We start from the raw sequence: 19,928 nt of genomic DNA, 5'->3' as shown, positions 1-19,928 counted from the left end.
GGTCAGCGTATCTAATAATAGGTCAAAATATATAAATATATGTATAAGGCTACTAGAAATAACCAAACATATACGCCTGCTTTAAAATTAAAATGATATTTTTCTACTTTATCACTTTCAAACTCATCATTTTTAAGCATAAAGTACATTCCAACTAAAGATATCCCCATACAAAATATCCACCAAAACAACATAGTAAATGGAGATATTAAATTACGTATGAAAAATATTCCACACCCGAGTACTAAGCTAAAAGTATAGATAATTCGAGCTAAACTAAGCTTACCTTTATGCGTAATAAGTTTGTATATGAAGAATATAATACCAAATATCATAATCAGATCTTGATACATTACTTATCTACATCCTTTTTCAAATTAAATTTAATTTCATATTTTGCGTAATTTCTAGCTTTCGTACCGACTATACCAACTACAAAAGAGCCGGCAGATCTTGCAACGTACTTTCTCAATATAGATTATATAAAAGCTACAAATCAACATTACTAAATATCTTTTCACACCTCAAATGAACGTATAAAAATGACCATAAACAAAATGCTGCTTTTAAAGAATTCGCTTACAGCCCCTTTTTTAATTATACTATCTTTCTAAACGTAGAGTTATAAAAATATCTAAACCGGATTCCACCATTAATAAATCATTTAATCTTGTCTTAAATTGTAATAAGTAATGCGACAAAATTAAATCAATTTTCTAATCTGGTGTTTTAAACTTAAGGCATTTCCTAGGTCAATTATTAATCAGCATTAGTGCTTCTGGAGACCAAGTTTGTTATAATCTGGATTTAATTAAAGCCGCTAATTGAGGTATTAAGTTTATTAGTCTTCCTTTATTAGCAGACTTACTAGTTGCTACCTGTTGTGCTTTAATCGTAGAGTATTCGTCTTTAACACGATTTAATTCTCTTACTACAGTAGAATGGTGAACACCAATTAAACTAGCAATTTTATGAACAGAGTACCTTTCTTTTCTTAAAATTTCTATTTGACTTCGTTTTTCTATAGCAAATCGATAAATTCATCCCTTCTTCTTTATTAGTTTTGTAAAATTAAAATTCATAATATAATATTCATATATCCATGTTATAGTACCCATTATGATTTATCGTTACGTTTTATACACAATGGAGGTTACCATGAAATTAAAACAACTGATTTTGTCCGGTATAGCCGTTGGGGCGCTAGCTTTCACAAGCGGAATGGTGCAACCTGCACAGGCAGCAGTCGGAGCGGAGACAGCTACAACGACACAGAGTTTAAAAAGACCTGCATCAGTAACGACACAGCATTATATCAATGTAGATGGCATATTATTAGAGCCCATAGATAATAAACCAAATGTCATCTATGTTGACGGTCAGCCACTCGTAGCGTTACGTCAAGTATCAGAAGCATTAGGTTATAAAGTATCTTGGGATGCCCCTACAAAAACGGCATTAATCGATATGAATATTGCTACCTTAGCGGTACAACCAGACTCTAAACAAGTCGTGCGCAAGGGTAAACTGCAAATCATCAACCTTGATACATCCGAATCTTTACTGCCTGCAGCACGTATGGTAGACGGAATTCTGTATGTAAGTCCGAACGTATTCAAACTCTTGTTAAATGATGTAACCATCAATAAAGACGAAATATACATCGTTCCACAACAAAGTCAATTGGCCACTGATTCAAACACGCAAAAAGGCAAACGAAACGGTATCGAAACATTTTTACCGGATCAAGGAGATAAAGTAATTCCATACGAAGAAGAGGAAACCAAAGAAAAGAAACCTCTTATTACGGTAAAACGAACTAACACCAAAACAGATACCAAAGACACAGAAAATACCGAATATGTACGCTCTAATGGATTAAACAGATAATAAAATCTTTCGTATAGCTACATATAATTTAGCACCTTATAACTAAAAGAAGGCAACTCATCACCATGATGAATTGCCTTCTTTTTTGATTTCTGCTAGTTTATTATTTCCGTTACTTTATATTATTACTTTATTGTTTCTTCTCACCCTTTACGGCTCAATACAGTTTATTGCTTACTGTTTTTTGACAGATTATCTAAACTATCTTTTGCCGTATCCATACTCCGTTTCAGATCCTTCATGGATTCTTTTATGTCCGGCGCTGTAAGCCCAGATTTGTCGATGCCTTTTGCAGAGTCAGAAGCACGCCTACTATTTTCCCTAGCTTGTTTCATATCGTCTTTAATGCGAGTCATATTTTCATCAATTTCATCAAATGACTCATCATACAGAATAAAATTACTGCCTCCGTGAGAAGTAATATTAAGGGGCCCCATCGTGAGCTGTCCATCATCGATACGCAGAGCATCCGTAGTGATAGTGGTGATTTTCGTATTTACTTTCACATCGCTAAAGGATAAATGTCGCCCTTTATTGTGAAAGTTTCCCGTAATACTTTGAATTGGAATCAGCATATAGTGCCCTTCACCAGACCAGAAGTTCCCCCATACCTCCATGTCTCGAGGTTGGCCTTCACTTTTAAAGTTCAAATTTGCCGATACAGGCACGAGGAACTCAGGAGCCTTGAGGGCTACACTACTGTCTAAATCCTTTGCTACGCCTGTAATCGTATAGGCTCGAGTGTCCAAATTATATACACCCTTAGCCTCCAATTTACCGCTGTATACATTGGCACTAACGTTTTCAAAATTCAAAATACCATCTTGGTACGTCACATCTCCTACTACATTCTCAAAGGTAAGTGCGGGGATGCGTAAAATAGGCATCGTCACACGACCTTTAGCAAAAGGACGGTTAAAATCACCTGTTACCTTTGTAAGCAAGGTCATGGCATCATGAATATTCTCACCAAAGCCTAGTGATGATGGATCCACCCCTTTCACATCAAATTGTAGATCCAGTTGAGGCATGCGATGCTTTAAAACATCCTTTAAATCTACACGACCTTTTAATACAAGACCATCCCCTATGGCGGTACCACCAAATTTGCCCGTCTCCATATCGATACGAATGGCCCTCTTACTATCAAGATCAATTTTTGAGTTTACATTCTTTATCACATAATGGCGATTTCTATTAAAGACCTCTAACTGACTATTTCTAAGTGTAATCTTAAGATCTAAATGTTGACCTTGCCAATTAAAGTTACGTACTTTCTTACCTAGTTCCTCTTGCCGTTCTTGTGTGGTCTTTTTAGGTGCTTTCGGACGAGGCTCTACCTCATTAATTGGTTTATTTACATCTGGAGATATGGGCGCGAAATCCAACCGATTATTATCGTCTAAATCAATAACTATAACCGCATCATCTAATTCAATGCCCTTGATAGCGGAGGACTTAAAATTACGTGTCACCACATCCCACATATTGACGCGGACTTTCCCACTTGGTGCATTGAGCAACTCATGCCCTTCTGGGTCCTTCCAAACAAGGCCTGTAAAAGTCAAAGTTCCCCACGGTGTAGCAGATAAACTTTCAACAGTAACCGTACCGCGCATCATAGTTTGTCGAGCCATAACCTCATTAAAAATAACGCCCATTCCACGACTAGCAATGGTTGCTAGTACAAAGACTATAATCGCTCCAATGGCAAGAAAGGCAGCAATGCCTTTTAGGCCTTTCTTATACAATTGTTTATATTTTGTCCAATAAGAACGTATATAATGTTTCATAGCCCTATTATAACATGTTCAAATCACAATACCCATGTGGTGTTGCCTGTATCAATCATATTGACCATAAGAAACTCTTTTCCATACAAAAAGCGCCTTGCTCACAGAAAACTCTGCATGCAAGGCGCCATTACCTAACTATTTTATAAAAAAGACAGCAAATTTATAGATTAAAAGTGCACCCACAAATGTGAGTGCACTTTATATATTGCAATAATCAATCTTATGCTTTTACTTCTTTACCGTATTTTACAAGGCTTTCAGCTTCGATTTCAGCTTGAGTCCGATAGTCTTGAGGAATGCTAGACAAGCGAATCCAACTACGTACGGCTTCTACCAATACGATAAGGATCATGAAGAACATAGCAGCACTAAATGCTACTAAAATCCATTTACCAGCAGGAATATAGCTGTAGAATACATTTTCATAGTCTGCAGCGATAGCCACGATAGCCATTAAGATACAAGGAATACCTGTTACCCAAGCATAGCGTTTGCGGCCAAGTCTCATAATAACTGTAGTACCTACGGCCAATGTCATGGTACCTAATAATTGGTTAGATACGCCGAATAGAGGCCAGATAATACCGATATTACCTTGTAGAACTAGGTAGCCCCACAAGATACAAATTAAAGCGGCACAACCATACACACCAGGAGCCCAGTGTTGGTCGTTGAATTTAGGATGGAAATGACCTAATAATTCTTGAAGTAAGTAACGACCTACACGAGTACCAGCATCGATTAATGTCATGATGAACAATGCTTCAAACATGATACAGAAGTGATACCAGTAACCCATCAAGTGAGCCATGTTAGGCAATCTGGAGAAGATATGAGCCATACCTACTGCAAGGGATACGGCGCCACCAGGACGGTGCATCAAGTCTTCACCAACCATTGCAGACAATGCTGGCAATTCATGGACTTGAAGGCCTAAAGCTTTGAAAGACTCAACTGTGGAGTTAATCGCAAAGTAATCATCTGGATGCAATGCAGTGGCAGCAATCAAGGCCATCATAGCGATGAAGCCTTCTGTTAACATCGCGCCATAACCGATAGGTAAAATTTCTTTTTCATTAGTAAGCATTTTAGGTGTTGTACCTGTAGCAATAACAGTATGGAAGCCAGATAACGCACCACATGCGATAGTAATGAAGATGTAAGGGAATACGGAACCTTTCAATACAGGACCGCCGCCCCAGATGTAAGGAGTTACAGCTGGCATTTGAATTTCAGGCATTACAATGATAATACCAAGAGCCAATGCACCGATTGTACCGATTTTAAGGTATGTGGACAAATAGTCACGAGGAGCAAGTAACAACCATACTGGCAATGCAGCCGCAAAGAAACCATACACAGCAAGCATAATTTCAATGGTTTGCAAGTCGTATGTGAACCAAGATGCATATTCGCTAGCCGCTACATTTGGACCGTAGATGATGGCTGCGAAGATTAAGGCTACCCCAATAATAGTCGCCTCTTGGATTTTACCAGGACGCAACCATTTCAAATAAATACCAATAAAAATAGCGATTGGAATGGTAGCAAATACGGAGAAGAATCCCCAAGGAGAGTTATGCAATGCGTTAGCTACTACTACGGCCATACCAGCAAGGGTAATGATCAATAGGAATAAGGTAGCGAGCATAGCACCAAAACCAGCAAGTTTACTGATTTCTTCACGAGCAATATCCGCAATCGATTTACCATCGTAACGAACGGAAGCAAACAAGATAACCATATCATGTACAGCACCGGCTAATACGGAACCAATTAGGATCCATAATGCCCCAGGCAAATATCCAAACTGTGCTGCGATAACAGGACCTACAAGTGGCCCTGCACCAGCAATTGCTGCAAAGTGATGACCAAAGGTTACCCATTTGTTGGTTGGCACGTAATCGTGACCATCATTGTGAACCATAGCTGGCGTTGGACGATATTGATCCAATGTCAGTACCTTAGCCGCTATAAAAGCCCCATAAAAGCGGTACGCTAAAATTAGAATACACGCGGAGGCAATAACTAAGTAAATACCATTCATAACCATATAAACACCTCCAATAATCACGTGACATGGAGTATATGAATATTACTGATAAAACTTATGTATCGTATCCATGCCACAATGGCTTCCTAAAATGTTAGTACTTACAACATTATTGTATAACTAATCAACAAGGTGTCAATTATTAATTTCTCATTTTGAAAGTTAAGTATAACTATAAAGCATAATAACGGCATTCTCTACCTATGAGATGCCGTTATTATCCTAGATATATTGGTTACTGAATGACTCATTCTTATCTGTAATAAAAGATAGCTATATCCCTATTCTCCTGCTTTCCTATAAGTTTTTGTAATAGTCCCAAATGTACGCAACAAATTTAGACCTACGACACCGCTTTTTTCAGGGTGGAATTGCATTCCATATACTCTACCTCGTTCTACAATGCCAGGTACATCGATACCATAATTTGCAGTAGATATGATATATTCAGGATCTGTATCCACATAATAGGAATGAACGAAATATGTATATTGATCATCTACATTGCTAAAAGCACTATGAGGCTGGTGTACTACATTTTTATTCCAACCCATATGAGGCACGCTAAGGCCAAGGTTGCGAGGAATTTCTTTTACCTTACCGGGAATAAGGCCTAAACCGGGCGTTGGGCCGTATTCTTCAGATTCTTCAAATAAAAGTTGCATCCCTAAACAAATACCTAATAAAGGTATTTCACGTTTTACTACTTCATAGATGACATCGACTAAACCACGTTCTTTTAGAACTGCCATCGCCGGTGCATATGCGCCTACACCTGGCAAGAGAACACTATCAGCATTTAATATAGTCGCCGAATCTGCCGTTAGCACTGCATCAATGCCAATGTAAGCTAAGGCTTTCTGGACATTGAAGGTATTCCCTGCATCATAATCTATAATGGCAATCATAATAAACTCCATTCTATAGGGTAAAACACGATAAGATTAAACAAAACGTATTACGAATTGTATGTTATTCTATACAAATCAATTCATGAAGTCTCTTAATATCTTACGCATAACATCCCCATCTTGAGGCATGGGAATCGTAAGACGTAACCATCCTTCTCGTTGACCTCGGCGCACTTGGTAACCTGATTTAAGCCAAGCATCTGCAAGACCCTCCGCATCAGGCGCTGCAAAGAAAATAAAATTAGCCTCACTCTTATAGTAGTGAATACCTAGCTCGTCAAAAAGGATTTCCCATTTTGACCGTTCCTCTGCATTTTGAGAGACCGTTCTCGCCACGAATTCTTGATCACCGAAAGCGGCTTCTGCAGCCACTTGAGATAAGGTATTCAAATTGTACGGCAAGCGAATGGTTTGCATATAATTTGCCAACTCTATAGGTGTCATCATGTAACCTACACGGTAATTGGCAAGGCCATAGGCTTTCGAGAAGGTACGCATGATAGCCACATTAGGGAATTCATCCAAGAGCGCACGTGCCGTAGGAACTGCTACGGAAGTGACAAAATCGATATACGCCTCGTCTATGATGACCAAGGTTTCCTTTGGTATAGCTGCTACAAATTTGCGGATATTTTCAACAGACTCATAGGTACCCGTTGGATTATTAGGATTACAAATCCACACGACCCGTGTCGTTTCATCTACAGCTTTCACAAGAGCAGAAAAATCATACTGTCCCGTTTCAAAATCAGCTGGCACCTCACGGATCTCAGCACCTTCCACGAGGCCATTCAAGGCATATTCCGAGAAGGCTGGCACGCTTACTACGATGGAGTCACCAGCGGTAATCAATGTTTTATTGACCATGGCGATGACCTCATCTAGACCCACGCCGATGACCAGTTGCTCAGGTTGTACCTGCCAGTAATTCGCTAATTTCATGCGCAAATCGGTGGCGTTGCCATCCGGATAGTAGTTGGCATCATTATGGGTTACATAGCTAAGGATAGCCTCCCGTACCAATGGCGATGTGCCGTATGGATTTTCATTCGCCGACAAGCGCACCAATCGCTCTACACCAAGGCGCTCTTTCACCGCTTCAGCCGACTCCTCAGGTATATAAGGTTTCAATGTGCGAATTATCTCTTTCATAGGCTATCCTTTCTATCTATTCCTTAACTCATATAACACATATGAACTCCACCAGAGCTCATATGTCCGAGCTCATAACAGGATATACATTATAAGTTTGTAATTTCTGGGCGATCCGTAGTCTTGCTAACAACCCCTTCGCGGCTCGCTAGCTCAGCTTCAATGGCTTCGTATGGGATATTTTTCTCTACTAATAACACGAGCAAGTGATATAACACGTCTGCTGTTTCGTAAATCAGCTCCTGTGGATCTTCATTTTTTGCGGCGATTACTACCTCTGTAGCCTCTTCACCAACTTTTTTCAAGATTTTATCGAGCCCTTTGTCGAATAAATAATTCGTATAAGAACCTTCCTTTGGCTGTACCTTGCGATTTTTAATAATTTCGTATAATTCGTTCAGTGTTTGCTGTGCCATGTTTAACTCCGTTCTACTTCATTAAAGAAACAGCTTGTGCGCCCTGTGTGACAGGCAGGACCTTCAGGCTTAACTTGAATGAGCAAAGTATCGCCATCACAATCTAGGGCCATGCTCACCACGTGCTGCACATTACCGCTAGTGCCACCCTTATGCCATAACTCTTCACGAGACCGAGACCAAAACCACGTTTCCCTTGTTTCTAGTGTTTTGTGAAAGCTTTCTTCGTTCATCCAAGCCACCATGAGGACGTCCTTAGTCTCCGCATCCTGCACAACCGTCGGCAACAAGCCATTTCCTTTTTCAAAATCCGGTTTCATATTCTATCCTTTATTAAAAGTAATCACCAATCTGTTATCCTATATTAGCTTGTATCTCTTTCTATTGCTATTGCTATTGCTATTTTCTGTTTATCTATCTATTGCTATTTCTATTCTGTTTATCTATAAACAAGCTATTTAACTAACTCTGAACATATAGACTAGTAAAGAACTTGCGAGAGATAATAATTTTTTTTAATCTGTTTTAGCGTACCGTAATTCCGTGAGCTCGTAGTTCTTGTTTGAGTTCAGGAATTTTAACTTCTCCGAAGTGGAATATAGATGCCGCCAGTGCACCGGTAACGCTAGTTTGCTTAAAGAGATCTACAAAATCCTCAACCTTACCTGCCCCTCCAGATGCAATGATAGGTACATTTACGACTGATTCTAGAGCCTTATATAATTCAATATCAAAGCCGGATTTTGTACCATCTTTACCCATGCTTGTCACTAACAACTCTCCTGCTCCACGATCTACGGCCTCTTTAGCCCAGTCGAGAGCTTTCCACTCTGTACGCTTGCGACCACCATGAGTGTAAGCATACCATTCACCAGTTTCTTCATCGGTTTTCACGTCGATGGCTACCACCATGCATTGATTGCCAAACTTTTGAGCCCCTTCTGTGATGAGCTCAGGATTAGCGAGAGCCGCAGAGTTCAAAGATACCTTGTCCGCACCAGCTTTCAACAAAGCCGTCATATCATCAACGCTCTTGATACCACCACCCACGGTGAGTGGCATAAATACTTGTGTGGAGATTTCTTGTACCACATCGCGCATAGTAGTCCGCGCATCAACGGTAGCCGTAATATCTAAAAATACAAGCTCATCAGCTTGTTGCTGCTCATAGGAGGCCGCAATGTCTACTGGACTGCCTACGTCTACGAGATTAACAAAGTTAACCCCTTTTTTTACGCGCCCATCATCTACATCTAGGCAAGGAATAATCCGTTTCGCTAACATAAAGCTCCTTTCCATCGAGTGTCAATCAATATATTCCATTGGTTACGGTCAATAATTAATTTGAGAACATCACAATCATTTCTATTATTTCTGCTGATTGTACTCGGCGATTTCCTCTAACGTAATAGTGCCCTCGTACAAGGCCTTACCAACGATACTATCCATAACACCTTTTTGTTCTAGGGATTTAATATCTGCTAAATTACGAACACCCCCAGAAGCAACGATGCGAGCTGTAGGAAATTCGTTTTGCAAATTTCCAAGTAACTCTTCATTGGCGCCCTGCATTGTACCGTCTCGGTCTACATCGGTAACGATGAAATACTTTGCCCCACCTTCAACCATGGCACCGATTAAATCGGTCATCGGCACGTCGGATTGGTCGAGCCAACCTTCAGCGGCGACCTTGCCATTTTTTCCATCTACACCGATAACGATGCGCTCCGCACCGTATTCAGCGATAACTTGCTTTGTAAGTTCCGGATTTTTAAGCGCTACAGATCCTAAGATAACCCGATCTACGCCCAAACTCAAATAGAGGTCAACAGCCTCTTTATCTCGGATGCCGCCTCCGATTTCAAGGATACCTGTGAAAGCTGCACGCACTGCTTTTACAATGTCTACATTTACAGGCTTGCCCGCCTTGGCACCATCTAAATCAACGAGGTGCAAGGCTCCAACCTTAGCTGCTTCATATTGTTTCGCTTGGTCTACTGGATCAGGGTTGATGACCGTTTCCTGTGCGAAATCGCCTTTATACAGGCGAACACTGCGCCCCTCTTGTAAATCTATAGCTGGAAAAATCATACATTCTCCTTTATTAAATAACTCCCTTTGTAGAGTTAACTCCTTGGATATCCGGATTGATAGTAACTGCTTTGCGCAATGCACGACCCGTTGCCTTAAACATACTTTCAATAATGTGATGTGTATTGCGACCATACAAATTGCGCACATGTAAGTTCATAGCAGCGCTCATCGCAAGAGCTTGGAAGAAGTCCTCCACCAGCTCTGTTTCAAAGTTGCCACCTAAAACCGGCGTACTCCATTCCCCTTGGAAAACGAGGTACGGGCGACCACTCAAATCGATGACAACTTGCGTCAATGCTTCATCCATAGGGACCCAAGCATCGCCATAGCGCTCGATACCAGCCTTATCGCCAAGGGCTTTCACCAAGGCCTGCCCTAAGGCAAGTCCAACGTCCTCAACTGTATGATGAGCATCCACATATGTATCTCCCTTTGCCTCTACCACAAGGCCAAAACGGCCGTGCTTCGCCAATAGCGTCAACATGTGGTCAAAGAAGCCTATTCCGGTCGAGATGGAGCTTGTTTGTGCCCCATCAAGGGTAATTTCTACTGTAATATCTGTTTCTTGAGTGGTGCGTTGCACCGTGCCTGTGCGTATCATAACGACCTCTATACTTCAAATCTATTTTTATAATCTATATTTCTAATCTATATTTTCACTGTATATTTTAAATACACATATAAATATAGATGCCAAATCTATTTTCTAATATTTTTTATAATCTATTTTTCAAATCGTACTTCGATGGCACGAGCATGCGCTTCGAGACCTTCCGTACGAGCCAATGTAGTAATGTGTTTTGCCACTTCTTCTAAACGTTCTTTTGTAAATTGTGTGAAAGATGTACGTTTCACGAAATCATATACGCCTAACGGAGACGAGAATCGCGCCGTACCACTAGTAGGCAATACGTGGTTTGTACCACCTACATAATCGCCCAACGGCTCAGACGCATAAGCGCCAAGGAATACAGAGCCTGCATTTTGAACGAGGCTCATATAGTTCATTGGATCCGGCAATTGGATTTCCAAATGCTCTGGCGCCACTTCGTTCATCACCGTGAACATGTCTTCAATGCTGTCCATAATAGCAATGTAACTGTTGTTTTCAATAGCTGGACGAGCGATGCTTTCACGAGGTAACAATTTAAGTTGACGTTCCACCTCATCAGATACGGCATTTGCTAAACTTTCACTAGTAGTCACCATAATAGCGCGTGCACGAGGATCATGTTCTGCTTGAGATAACAAGTCTGCTGCCAAATGAACTGGATTTGCGCTGTCATCGGCGATAACACCGATTTCACTTGGGCCCGCAATCATGTCGATATCGACTTGGCCAAATACTTGACGTTTCGCCGTAGCCACGTAAATATTGCCAGGACCTACAATTTTATCTACCTTTGGAATCGTTTCCGTACCATAAGCGAGGGCCGCCACACCTTGGGCACCGCCCACTTGATATACCGCATCAACGCCGGCAAGCTTTGCAGCACCTAATACGGCAGGATTAATGCCATCCTTTTGAGGCGGCGTAACCATGATGATTTCTTTTACGCCTGCAATCTTTGCGGGCAAAGCAGTCATGATAATGGTCGAAGGATACGCGGCTGTACCTCCAGGAACGTAAAGACCAACACGAGCCAAAGGAATGACCTTTTGACCACGGATGATACCCGGTGTATCCATATCCACAAAACCCTGCTCGATTTCACGGCTGTGGAATTCTGTAATATTCGCCTTTGCCTTTAATAATGCGGCTTTCAAATCATCAGATAAAGACTCATAAGCTGCGTCGATTTCCTCTTGAGGCACCTTGAAATCTTCAATGGAAACACCGTCAAATTTTTCAGAATACGATTTGAGCGCTGCATCACCGTTAGTGCGGACATCAGCAATGATATCATACACGCGACGTTCAATCTCCATATCTGTGGTTTGCTGTGTGTAATTCCGTACGATAGCAAGCATCGCCTCTAATGATTCCTTATATATTTTCATCTGTCATCCTTCTTCCTACTTGAGCTATCCATATTGCTAGTTAAATATATGATTCACTCTACATCTTATTTATTAATTTTTATTAATTGCTTCTGAAAGCTGATCTATGAGTTTAAAAATGGTATTTCGCTTTTGTTTTAATGCTAATGGATTTGCTACTAAGCGTGTAGATATGGGCTGTAGCCAATCGAAGATTTCTAGATTGTTTTCACGCAAAGTGGTACCCGTTTCCGTAATATCTACGATAGCATCTGCTAGTCCTACAAGTGGGGCCAGCTCAACAGAGCCTTCAATCTTGATGATTTCCACATCTTGAGCTCCAAAGTACTGTTTTGTAATGGTTGGATATTTCGTACCAATTCGTTGACGACGACCTTCTTTAGGATCATAGCCCGCTAAGGACGCCAAGATGAATTGGCATTTACCCGTTTGTAAATCTAGCATTTCATAGCTCGTATCGTCTTGTTCATCGAGCACATCGCTACCGACGATGCCAAGATCAACCACGCCATTTTTCAAATACGTCGTTACATCTGGCCCCTTTGCAAGGATGATCTCCATAGAATCGCCTAAAGAGATAATGAGCTTACGCGCCTTATTATGTAATGGCTCGCAATCAACACCACATGCTTCTAGGAGTGGAATAAAATCCTTTTCTACGCGCCCCTTCGTAAGAGCGATACGCAATGTATCGTTATCTTGAGCTTTGCTTTCACCCTGCAAGGTAACATCAGTCAAGACGTCGATATTAAAAGCCATCCCTACTGCCGGCATCGGCGTACCATCAAAGCTAGATAGCAAGCCATCATAACGGCCGCCGCTGACGATGTATTGAGACACGCCGTCCACATAGCCTCTAAAAGTAAGACCTGTGTAATAGGATTGAAGTGGTTCCGTAGAAACATCAATGCGAACCCGTTGCCCCGTTGCTTCCACTTGATTTGCCATATCTACGAGATTATCTAAAATGCGCTGCGCCGCTGCAGGCAAGATAATTTGATTAAGCTCATCCTTTATATCTTGAACCGTACCAAACAAGCGAGGCCATACAGTTAAGAAAGGATATAGCGCACTATTTTTAAAGTCAGAAATCAACTCGTTATATCGTGGCAAGTATTTAGTGAATAACGCCTCTAAGAGCTCTGCCTTTTCATCATCACTGAGTCCAAGAGCATCGGTAATAGCACGAGAAAAACGAGCATCCCCAATTTCGAGCAACAAATGATTACCCAACTGAGCTTCGTTCACCTCTTTAATAATCTTGAAGCACTCTTGCTCAGCCTCAAGCCCTTCATAGCCTACCATCTCGATGCCACCTTGCGTCACTTGGTTGACATCGCCACGATGCTTTTTATTTTTCATAAATACATCGCCCAAGTAGTAGAACGTGCGAGGCAATTCAATATTTGTAGTCGCCAAGAAACGACCGATAGGCATGGTCAAATCCGGACGAATTACGACGGACACTTCAGAACTATCCATGAATTCGTACATATGTTGACCGCGCCCCATTGCATAGCCATTGAAAACATCTTTGTACTCTACGAGAGGCGTAGAGATCTTTGTGTATTGACGATTTCGACAAAGACCGAGTACATATTGACTCACATCATCCTTGCGCTCTGCTACGATCCCTATATCATCGCGGAAACCAGTAGGTAATTGCTGCTGTACCATCGTAAACATCCTTTCTATCAATTGATTCATATTATTTCTCACGCCTGTGAAAGCCATATTTCTGTACTATCATTGGGATTATGTGGCTATCCAATACACTATGAGAAAAAATTTACCTATATCGATACTTTTCTATTTTATCGCTTTAATTTATTAAAGTATGAAATCATAATATAACGGTTCTATAGAATTGTCAATAGAACCGTTAATATTTCATGTATTTACTATAATAATGATTTTATACTAGCCCCAAACGTTTTCTATATCTGCCACGCTATGTGCATCAGACCCCAATACAAATGGCACACCGATGATAGCCGCCATGCCTTGAATGAAGCGGCTTGGGTACATTTCACGACAATCTGGTTTGAAGAAGCCGCTCATGTTGTAGTCTAACTCGCGACCTTGGACGCGCATGATATGCAAAATATCGCTCACCACCTGCGCATTGCGACGATCTAAATGACGTTCAAAGCCAAAGTGATGTTGGTATTTCTTGATTAAATCAAAATGCCCTATCCGTTTAGGCGTATATTCACCGAGGTCAGCACGCACGGCTTGGCGCACTGTAGAATAATACTTGTAATATAACTCATATTGTTTTTCAATCCACGGCCCAAAGCCTTTCTCAAATTCTTCAGCACTGTAGTCTAAGCAGTAAAAGGCATTATTAACGCCTTCCATAAAGTGAACGGATAAAATATTATCATCCGTCAACGGACCATAGCGATCCAAGAACTCTTGAATGTCTGATTCAAAGCCTGGAATATAATCGACTTCAAAACCGAGAGAAATATCGATATGTGTGCCATAGGCACGTTGTAATTGACGACCCAACTCTAAGTAAGTATCAACTTCATTTAATTTCAAAGACGCTGTGTCATAGGCCTTTTTATCACCACCATATTCTGCAGCAAAAGCTGTTGGCAATGGTGCATGTTCTGTAAGGCATACCTTTTCGATACGCAACTCGATGGCCTTCTCAATCATCATCGCAGTTCGGTCCCCACTACCATGTGGACACAACTCCGTATGCACATGACCGTCCACGAGACGGCTACGATATTTACTATATCCAACGAACTGCCGTTCATCTTTCATGTTCATTCAATCACCCCTATTCGCCCTAACCCCTGGCGAATCCTTATCTATAATCTATACATCATTAGTATAACGTATTAATATTTATCTTTTACTATACTAATTATTATACCAATAATGCGTATGTTTCGGTATCCTGATATTTACCATGTTTGAATCCAACTTGAGGCGTTAAACCACAATAGGTAAAGCCAAATCGCGCGTGTAACTTGGTGCTGCCTTCATTGCCAGCCGTAATAACGGATACCACATTGTGCAATAACGGATCATTTTTTGCTATTTCTAAAATATGAGCCATCAGCTGTGTAGCGATTCCCCTACCACGATAATCTTGATGGATATAGATAGATAATTCGACGGTACTTTTGTAGGCCTCTTTAGGTCGATATGGTGAAAGCGATGCATAGCCTGCTACAATCCCATCAATGGTACCTACCACAATAGGATGGTGCTCATCGCTATGAGACTCATGCCACTCCTGCCACTCTGACAACGTGCGAGGTTCAAGATCAAGCGTGGCTACGCCGTTTACAACCTCATAGTTATAAATATCTAAACAAGGGGCTATATCACCTTTTGTAATTGGTCGTATTACTAATTCACTCATAAAGTATTCCTCAAAACTGTAGGTATCCTAAAAAATATTATTTCTATTTAACATAATATATAAAAATAGCCCACATACGCAAGAAAAAGGACGAACTATTCGTATAACATACCATTTCACTTTTATCCATCTTTTGAGGTAAGAATTACATATTTTACATCTATATCCCCAATACAATCAGAACCACCCGTAAAACGGGTGGTTTGCTCACGGGCTATAAGCCCGTAGTACTAGGCCAGCGTCTAAAGGCGCTGGCTTTCACTACGTTCAAGCCGCATAGCCATTGACTCGTAACCTTCCCCTCAAAGGGGATATGTATTACTTGCTACCCTTAAAAGGGTCCTCATATTCTTTTACACTTAACTTATCCTTCATTTGGTCATGTAACTCTTGCTCACGTATATATTTTTTTACTGTTGCCTCATTTAGACCTACCGTACTAACATAATATCCCTCAGACCAAAAGTGTCTATTTCCAAATTTATACTTTAAGTTTGCGTGTTTATCGAACATCATAAGTGCACTTTTACCTTTTAAATATCCCATAAAAGATGAAACTGCTATTTTAGGTGGGATTAATACTAACATATGCACATGATCTGCCATAAGCTCCCCCTCTATAATCTTGACGCCCTTATATTCACATAAACGCCTCAGTATTTCACGTAAACTATTTCTATATTGATTATATATAACTTTACGTCTATACTTAGGTGTAAATACTATGTGGTATTTGCATAACCATTTTGTGTGCGCAAGACTCTGTGTCTTTGTTGCCATATAAAATCACCTTTCTTTTGCATATAATGCGGCTTGAACACCTACATTATACTTAAGCAAGGTGATTTTTTTGTATAACTTTCGTTGCCGCACCCGCATAGCGGGTGGTTTTATGGTTCGCGACTACGTCACGAACCAGTCTAAAGACAATAACAAAACTGAGTGGTAAAAACAACGTTTTTTACCACTCAGCATATACATTTTGAAGCATATATAAGTAAAAAGCTCTTATTTTACTTATATACTTTCATCATATTTTTTATTATAACTATTAGAGCTAATACATTTCTATAGAAGCAAAATTATACTCTTACTTGATTTATAAGAAAATTACACAATAACAAATAAAAGTATTGTAATAACAATTAAAGCACTAATAACATTATAGTCGATTCTTTTCAATCCTACGGATGCAGCAAAGCTGTGTGTAGGGCCCCCAAAACCACGTAGTTCCAAGGATAACGCCATTGTTTCGGAGCGTCCCAAGGATTTTAATAGCAATGGTTGGATAACAGATGCATAGGATTTGATGCGCTTAATGAAGTTGCCTTCGAGAGATAAGCCACGGCAAGCTTGCGCCTCTTGTACAGCATGGCTTTCAGCAATGAAGTCAGGCACAAAGCGAAGTGCGGCAGTGAACATAAATGCATATTCGTAAGGAATTTTACATTGTGTTACGAGCGCGGCCGTAAGATCTTGTAATTTTGTAGTTGCCAACAGGCCTATAAAGACAAGTGTCATAGCCAACATTCGCAAGCCGGATACGATGGCAGATGTTACATCGCCGCTACCGAGGAATTGGATGAGGCCAAGAAATACAGCAAAGCTAGTTAATGCCAACACGGCTTTGCGTTGTTTGAATAACAAACCTGCCAAAAACAATACACCGAGTTCTACTACAACTAATGCCAATAGCGATGCCCAGTCGCGCAACAGGATGGCCCACACGGATACAGCGAGGGTCATCAAGATTTTTGTTAACGGTACTAAACGTTCCATATGTCCCTCCTATTTTCCGCTCAACTGAGCCACTAACTTAGATTTCAATTCATCCATAGATTTGCAATAACCTAAGGATGGTACCGCTAGTGAAAGTTCCACACTTGGCGGCTTCGTAAGGCCTAGGTCTTGCAATTCATCCGTAGATTTTTTGAATAATTCTTCTGGACTACCGTCGAAGGCTACGGTTTGGTTGCCCATAATGATAGCACGACTACATTCGCTAGCCATGATTTCCATATCATGGGTAATAAGAAGGATTGTGATACCTTCTGAATTAAGCTGACGCAATAGTGCTAATAGCTCTTTAGTTTCCTTACCATCTTGACCACTGGTTGGTTCGTCAAGTATGAGGATTTTAGACTGCATAGCCAGCGCAGAAGCAATGGCAACACGTTGCTTTTCACCGCGGCGCAATGTTGGAGGATAGGCTTCACGCAAATGACCGATGCCTGTGCGCGCCAATACTTCATCAACGATACGCTTCACTTCGGCTTTACTGCGCCCCAAGGACTCAGGTCCGAAGGCAACCTCTGTGGCTACGGTAGGTCTGAACATTTGGCGATCTGGCTGTTGAAATACGTAGCCGATAAATTGCCCCCGTTTAGACGGCGGCATGGACATAATATCTCTGCCATTATAATACATGTGGCCTTCCCTAGCCTTTTCGAGGCCTACGAGCAAACGCGTAATAGTCGTTTTGCCGCAACCATTACGACCACCAATAGCGATATATTCGCCTCCTTCGATGGTGAAAGTCACGTCTCGGAAAATATCTACGGCTGGCACATAGCCAAAACGGATGTTTTCAACCTTAAGCATGAGCGCCACCGTCCTTTCCTGGTACATCATCAACGCGTTGAACTGGTTGTCTATTTTCTACTATATTAGATTGATCAGCAAGATTATCTACTGTATTTCTTTGATTAGCTAGAGAGTTGCTTTTACCATGCACCTCGGTTTGTATTGCATGAGCCATTTCAATTTGGTGCAAGCCCTTGATAGCAGAGTCGATGCTGAGCCAAGGTTCATCACTGTGAAAGCCGGCTTGTTCCAATTCCATATAGGTTGTAAACACGGATGGCAAGGCATCGACATGAATATTGTGCTCGTACATGTAACGAAGCGTAGTCGGTACATCGTCATCACAGGCGATAGAACCATTTACCATGAGGGCCATGCGGTTAGCGTACGGCAATACGGCATGCAAATCATGGTCGATAACGACAACGGTGATACCGTGTTTTTGGTTCAAGTCACCTACGAGGCGATATAATTCTGCGGTCCCATCTGGATCGAGAGAGCTAGTCGGTTCATCAAGAACAAGTACGGTTGGATTCGTAGCCAATACGGAAGCGATAGCTAAACGTTGGCGTTGACCACCAGACAAACTTGTAATCTTGCGGTCTTCTAAGCCTACGAGGCCAACTTGCTTAAACACCTCTTCAGAACGAGCTTTAATAGTTTCACGGTCATAACCGCGGTTTTCCATAGCAAAGGCCACTTCTTCACGAACAGTCATCGTTACGAGCTGTGTATCGTAGTCGGCTAGAACTACACCGATATGGTTCGCTAGTTCTGGGATTTCCATTTGCGTAGTCGCATGACCATCTACGAAGACCATGCCTTCTAGACGTCCACCATAGAATTTAGGTACCGCCCCTACCATCGCCATACAAAGGGTGCTTTTACCACAGCCTGCAGGGCCTGTAACAACGAGGAAATCACCTTCATTTACATCGAGATTGATATTTTCGAGGGATGGTGTAGTCGCCTTAGGATGATAGTAATTTACGTGCTCAATGGATATTTTAGCTTGGCGCTCAGGCAAAATAGTCAAGCGACTATGATCAGATGTCAATTGATCTGCATTTGGCAACATGCCACGTTTAGAGAATAAACGTTGTGCCGGAATATACAAGATTGGTGTAATGGCACCATTCAAGGCTCCTACAATGAGTACCAATGGCCACATGCCGTACATGTACACATTATTTGGCAAACCAAGCACTTGCCACAAAATGGTAACAAAGATACCGCCAGATACAACAGTTGCTAAGAAGCCAGACACGACAGGCGTTAAATCAAAACCACCAATTTTACGGAACTTCACAGACAACATAGCGCGCGTTACGAGAGCCGCCGTCAAAGCACCACCCGGCTCAGACAATAAGTTGCCATAAGGGAACGCTGACTTAGACGTCAATACATTGATGAGGGCCGCTACAAGGCCAATCCCCAAGGTTTGACTCAAACTAGGACGAGTCAATAAAATAGCTACGCAGTACGTAGCAATCGTCCAGTTCGGCGTTACCCCAGCCACACTAGGGCTCACCAAATGCAAAATTGTGCCCAATGCGAGCATCAATGTGCTAACAGTAACCCATCTAAACTGGCCACCCTGCACATGTGTGTACACAAGATCCTGAATCCGTTCCATAATAGCCTCAT

The 19,928-nt window shown here is 41.3% G+C and carries 19 protein-coding genes; 1 reads left to right on the top strand and 18 read right to left on the bottom strand.

All coding sequences use genetic code 11. The annotated features are described in order from the left end of the window. Positions 1-794 precede the first annotated feature (794 nt). Positions 795-1,025: a helix-turn-helix domain-containing protein gene (locus ACLRYO_RS06580; RefSeq protein WP_255324102.1), complete on the bottom strand. Its 231-nt coding sequence runs from the start codon at positions 1,023-1,025 to the stop codon at positions 795-797. Between the two features lie 133 nt (positions 1,026-1,158). Here ACLRYO_RS06580 and ACLRYO_RS06575 point away from each other — a divergent pair, with 133 nt between their 5' ends. Continuing rightward, positions 1,159-1,890 (top strand): copper amine oxidase N-terminal domain-containing protein, encoded by a 732-nt coding sequence (locus tag ACLRYO_RS06575; RefSeq protein ID WP_038125747.1) that lies wholly within the window; start codon positions 1,159-1,161, stop codon positions 1,888-1,890. A 167-nt stretch (positions 1,891-2,057) separates the two neighbouring features. Here ACLRYO_RS06575 and ACLRYO_RS06570 read toward each other — a convergent pair whose 3' ends face one another. The 17 genes from ACLRYO_RS06570 to ACLRYO_RS06490 all read right to left on the bottom strand — a co-directional run bounded on the left by ACLRYO_RS06570 (position 2,058) and on the right by ACLRYO_RS06490 (position 19,917). Further along, on the bottom strand, positions 2,058-3,683 hold the full coding sequence (locus ACLRYO_RS06570) for a membrane biogenesis protein AsmA (protein ID WP_008603217.1): 1,626 nt from the start codon (positions 3,681-3,683) through the stop codon (positions 2,058-2,060). A gap of 223 nt (positions 3,684-3,906) precedes the next feature. Further along, the gene (locus tag ACLRYO_RS06565) at positions 3,907-5,739 is read right to left on the bottom strand and encodes a carbon starvation protein A (RefSeq protein WP_004694192.1); all 1,833 of its coding nucleotides are present in this window, start codon (positions 5,737-5,739) and stop codon (positions 3,907-3,909) included. Positions 5,740-6,020: 281 nt separating this feature from the next. Next, positions 6,021-6,647 carry an imidazole glycerol phosphate synthase subunit HisH gene (hisH, locus tag ACLRYO_RS06560; RefSeq protein WP_008603219.1) on the bottom strand — a complete coding sequence of 209 codons (627 nt, stop codon included), beginning with the start codon at positions 6,645-6,647 and terminating at the stop codon, positions 6,021-6,023. A gap of 78 nt (positions 6,648-6,725) precedes the next feature. Further along, on the bottom strand, positions 6,726-7,802 hold the full coding sequence (gene hisC, locus ACLRYO_RS06555; protein WP_008603220.1) for a histidinol-phosphate transaminase: 1,077 nt from the start codon (positions 7,800-7,802) through the stop codon (positions 6,726-6,728). An 89-nt stretch (positions 7,803-7,891) separates the two neighbouring features. After that, positions 7,892-8,218, bottom strand: a complete 327-nt coding sequence (gene hisE, locus ACLRYO_RS06550; protein WP_008603221.1) for a phosphoribosyl-ATP diphosphatase — start codon at positions 8,216-8,218, stop codon at positions 7,892-7,894. A gap of 2 nt (positions 8,219-8,220) precedes the next feature. Further along, complete coding sequence (gene hisI / locus ACLRYO_RS06545; RefSeq protein WP_004694201.1) at positions 8,221-8,538, bottom strand: phosphoribosyl-AMP cyclohydrolase; 318 nt, start codon at positions 8,536-8,538, stop codon at positions 8,221-8,223. Between the two features lie 205 nt (positions 8,539-8,743). Then, positions 8,744-9,502, bottom strand: coding sequence for an imidazole glycerol phosphate synthase subunit HisF (hisF, locus tag ACLRYO_RS06540; RefSeq protein ID WP_287541101.1), 759 nt, complete (start codon positions 9,500-9,502; stop codon positions 8,744-8,746). Between the two features lie 84 nt (positions 9,503-9,586). Beyond that, on the bottom strand, positions 9,587-10,309 hold the full coding sequence (gene hisA, locus ACLRYO_RS06535) for a 1-(5-phosphoribosyl)-5-[(5-phosphoribosylamino)methylideneamino]imidazole-4-carboxamide isomerase (protein ID WP_008603223.1): 723 nt from the start codon (positions 10,307-10,309) through the stop codon (positions 9,587-9,589). Between the two features lie 13 nt (positions 10,310-10,322). Then, positions 10,323-10,913 carry an imidazoleglycerol-phosphate dehydratase HisB gene (gene hisB / locus ACLRYO_RS06530; RefSeq protein WP_120055878.1) on the bottom strand — a complete coding sequence of 197 codons (591 nt, stop codon included), beginning with the start codon at positions 10,911-10,913 and terminating at the stop codon, positions 10,323-10,325. A 122-nt stretch (positions 10,914-11,035) separates the two neighbouring features. Beyond that, positions 11,036-12,313: a histidinol dehydrogenase gene (gene hisD / locus ACLRYO_RS06525; protein WP_008603225.1), complete on the bottom strand. Its 1,278-nt coding sequence runs from the start codon at positions 12,311-12,313 to the stop codon at positions 11,036-11,038. A 72-nt stretch (positions 12,314-12,385) separates the two neighbouring features. Continuing rightward, positions 12,386-13,990 carry an ATP phosphoribosyltransferase gene (gene hisG / locus ACLRYO_RS06520; RefSeq protein ID WP_024062603.1) on the bottom strand — a complete coding sequence of 535 codons (1,605 nt, stop codon included), beginning with the start codon at positions 13,988-13,990 and terminating at the stop codon, positions 12,386-12,388. 243 nt (positions 13,991-14,233) lie between these two features. Beyond that, positions 14,234-15,097 carry a histidinol-phosphatase HisJ gene (gene hisJ / locus ACLRYO_RS06515; RefSeq protein ID WP_038125744.1) on the bottom strand — a complete coding sequence of 288 codons (864 nt, stop codon included), beginning with the start codon at positions 15,095-15,097 and terminating at the stop codon, positions 14,234-14,236. Positions 15,098-15,197: 100 nt separating this feature from the next. Then, on the bottom strand, positions 15,198-15,698 hold the full coding sequence (locus tag ACLRYO_RS06510) for a GNAT family N-acetyltransferase (protein WP_156697055.1): 501 nt from the start codon (positions 15,696-15,698) through the stop codon (positions 15,198-15,200). 318 nt (positions 15,699-16,016) lie between these two features. Beyond that, the gene (gene tnpA / locus ACLRYO_RS06505; RefSeq protein WP_004693034.1) at positions 16,017-16,478 is read right to left on the bottom strand and encodes an IS200/IS605 family transposase; all 462 of its coding nucleotides are present in this window, start codon (positions 16,476-16,478) and stop codon (positions 16,017-16,019) included. A 330-nt stretch (positions 16,479-16,808) separates the two neighbouring features. Next, positions 16,809-17,477: an energy-coupling factor transporter transmembrane component T gene (locus ACLRYO_RS06500; RefSeq protein WP_316708695.1), complete on the bottom strand. Its 669-nt coding sequence runs from the start codon at positions 17,475-17,477 to the stop codon at positions 16,809-16,811. A gap of 9 nt (positions 17,478-17,486) precedes the next feature. Then, positions 17,487-18,299 carry an ABC transporter ATP-binding protein gene (locus tag ACLRYO_RS06495; RefSeq protein ID WP_316591657.1) on the bottom strand — a complete coding sequence of 271 codons (813 nt, stop codon included), beginning with the start codon at positions 18,297-18,299 and terminating at the stop codon, positions 17,487-17,489. After that, entirely contained in the window at positions 18,292-19,917 is a 1,626-nt protein-coding gene (locus ACLRYO_RS06490; protein ID WP_413084774.1) for a tryptophan transporter, read from the bottom strand. The genes ACLRYO_RS06495 and ACLRYO_RS06490 overlap by 8 nt, the downstream gene beginning before the upstream one ends. Between the last annotated feature and the right edge of the window lie 11 nt (positions 19,918-19,928).

Source organism: Veillonella parvula, assembly GCF_047241225.1.
In the GTDB taxonomy this organism is placed as follows: Bacteria; Bacillota; Negativicutes; order Veillonellales; family Veillonellaceae; genus Veillonella; species Veillonella parvula_O.
Note: the sequence above shows the minus strand (reverse complement) of the source record. Positions and strands in the feature narration are given on the sequence as shown.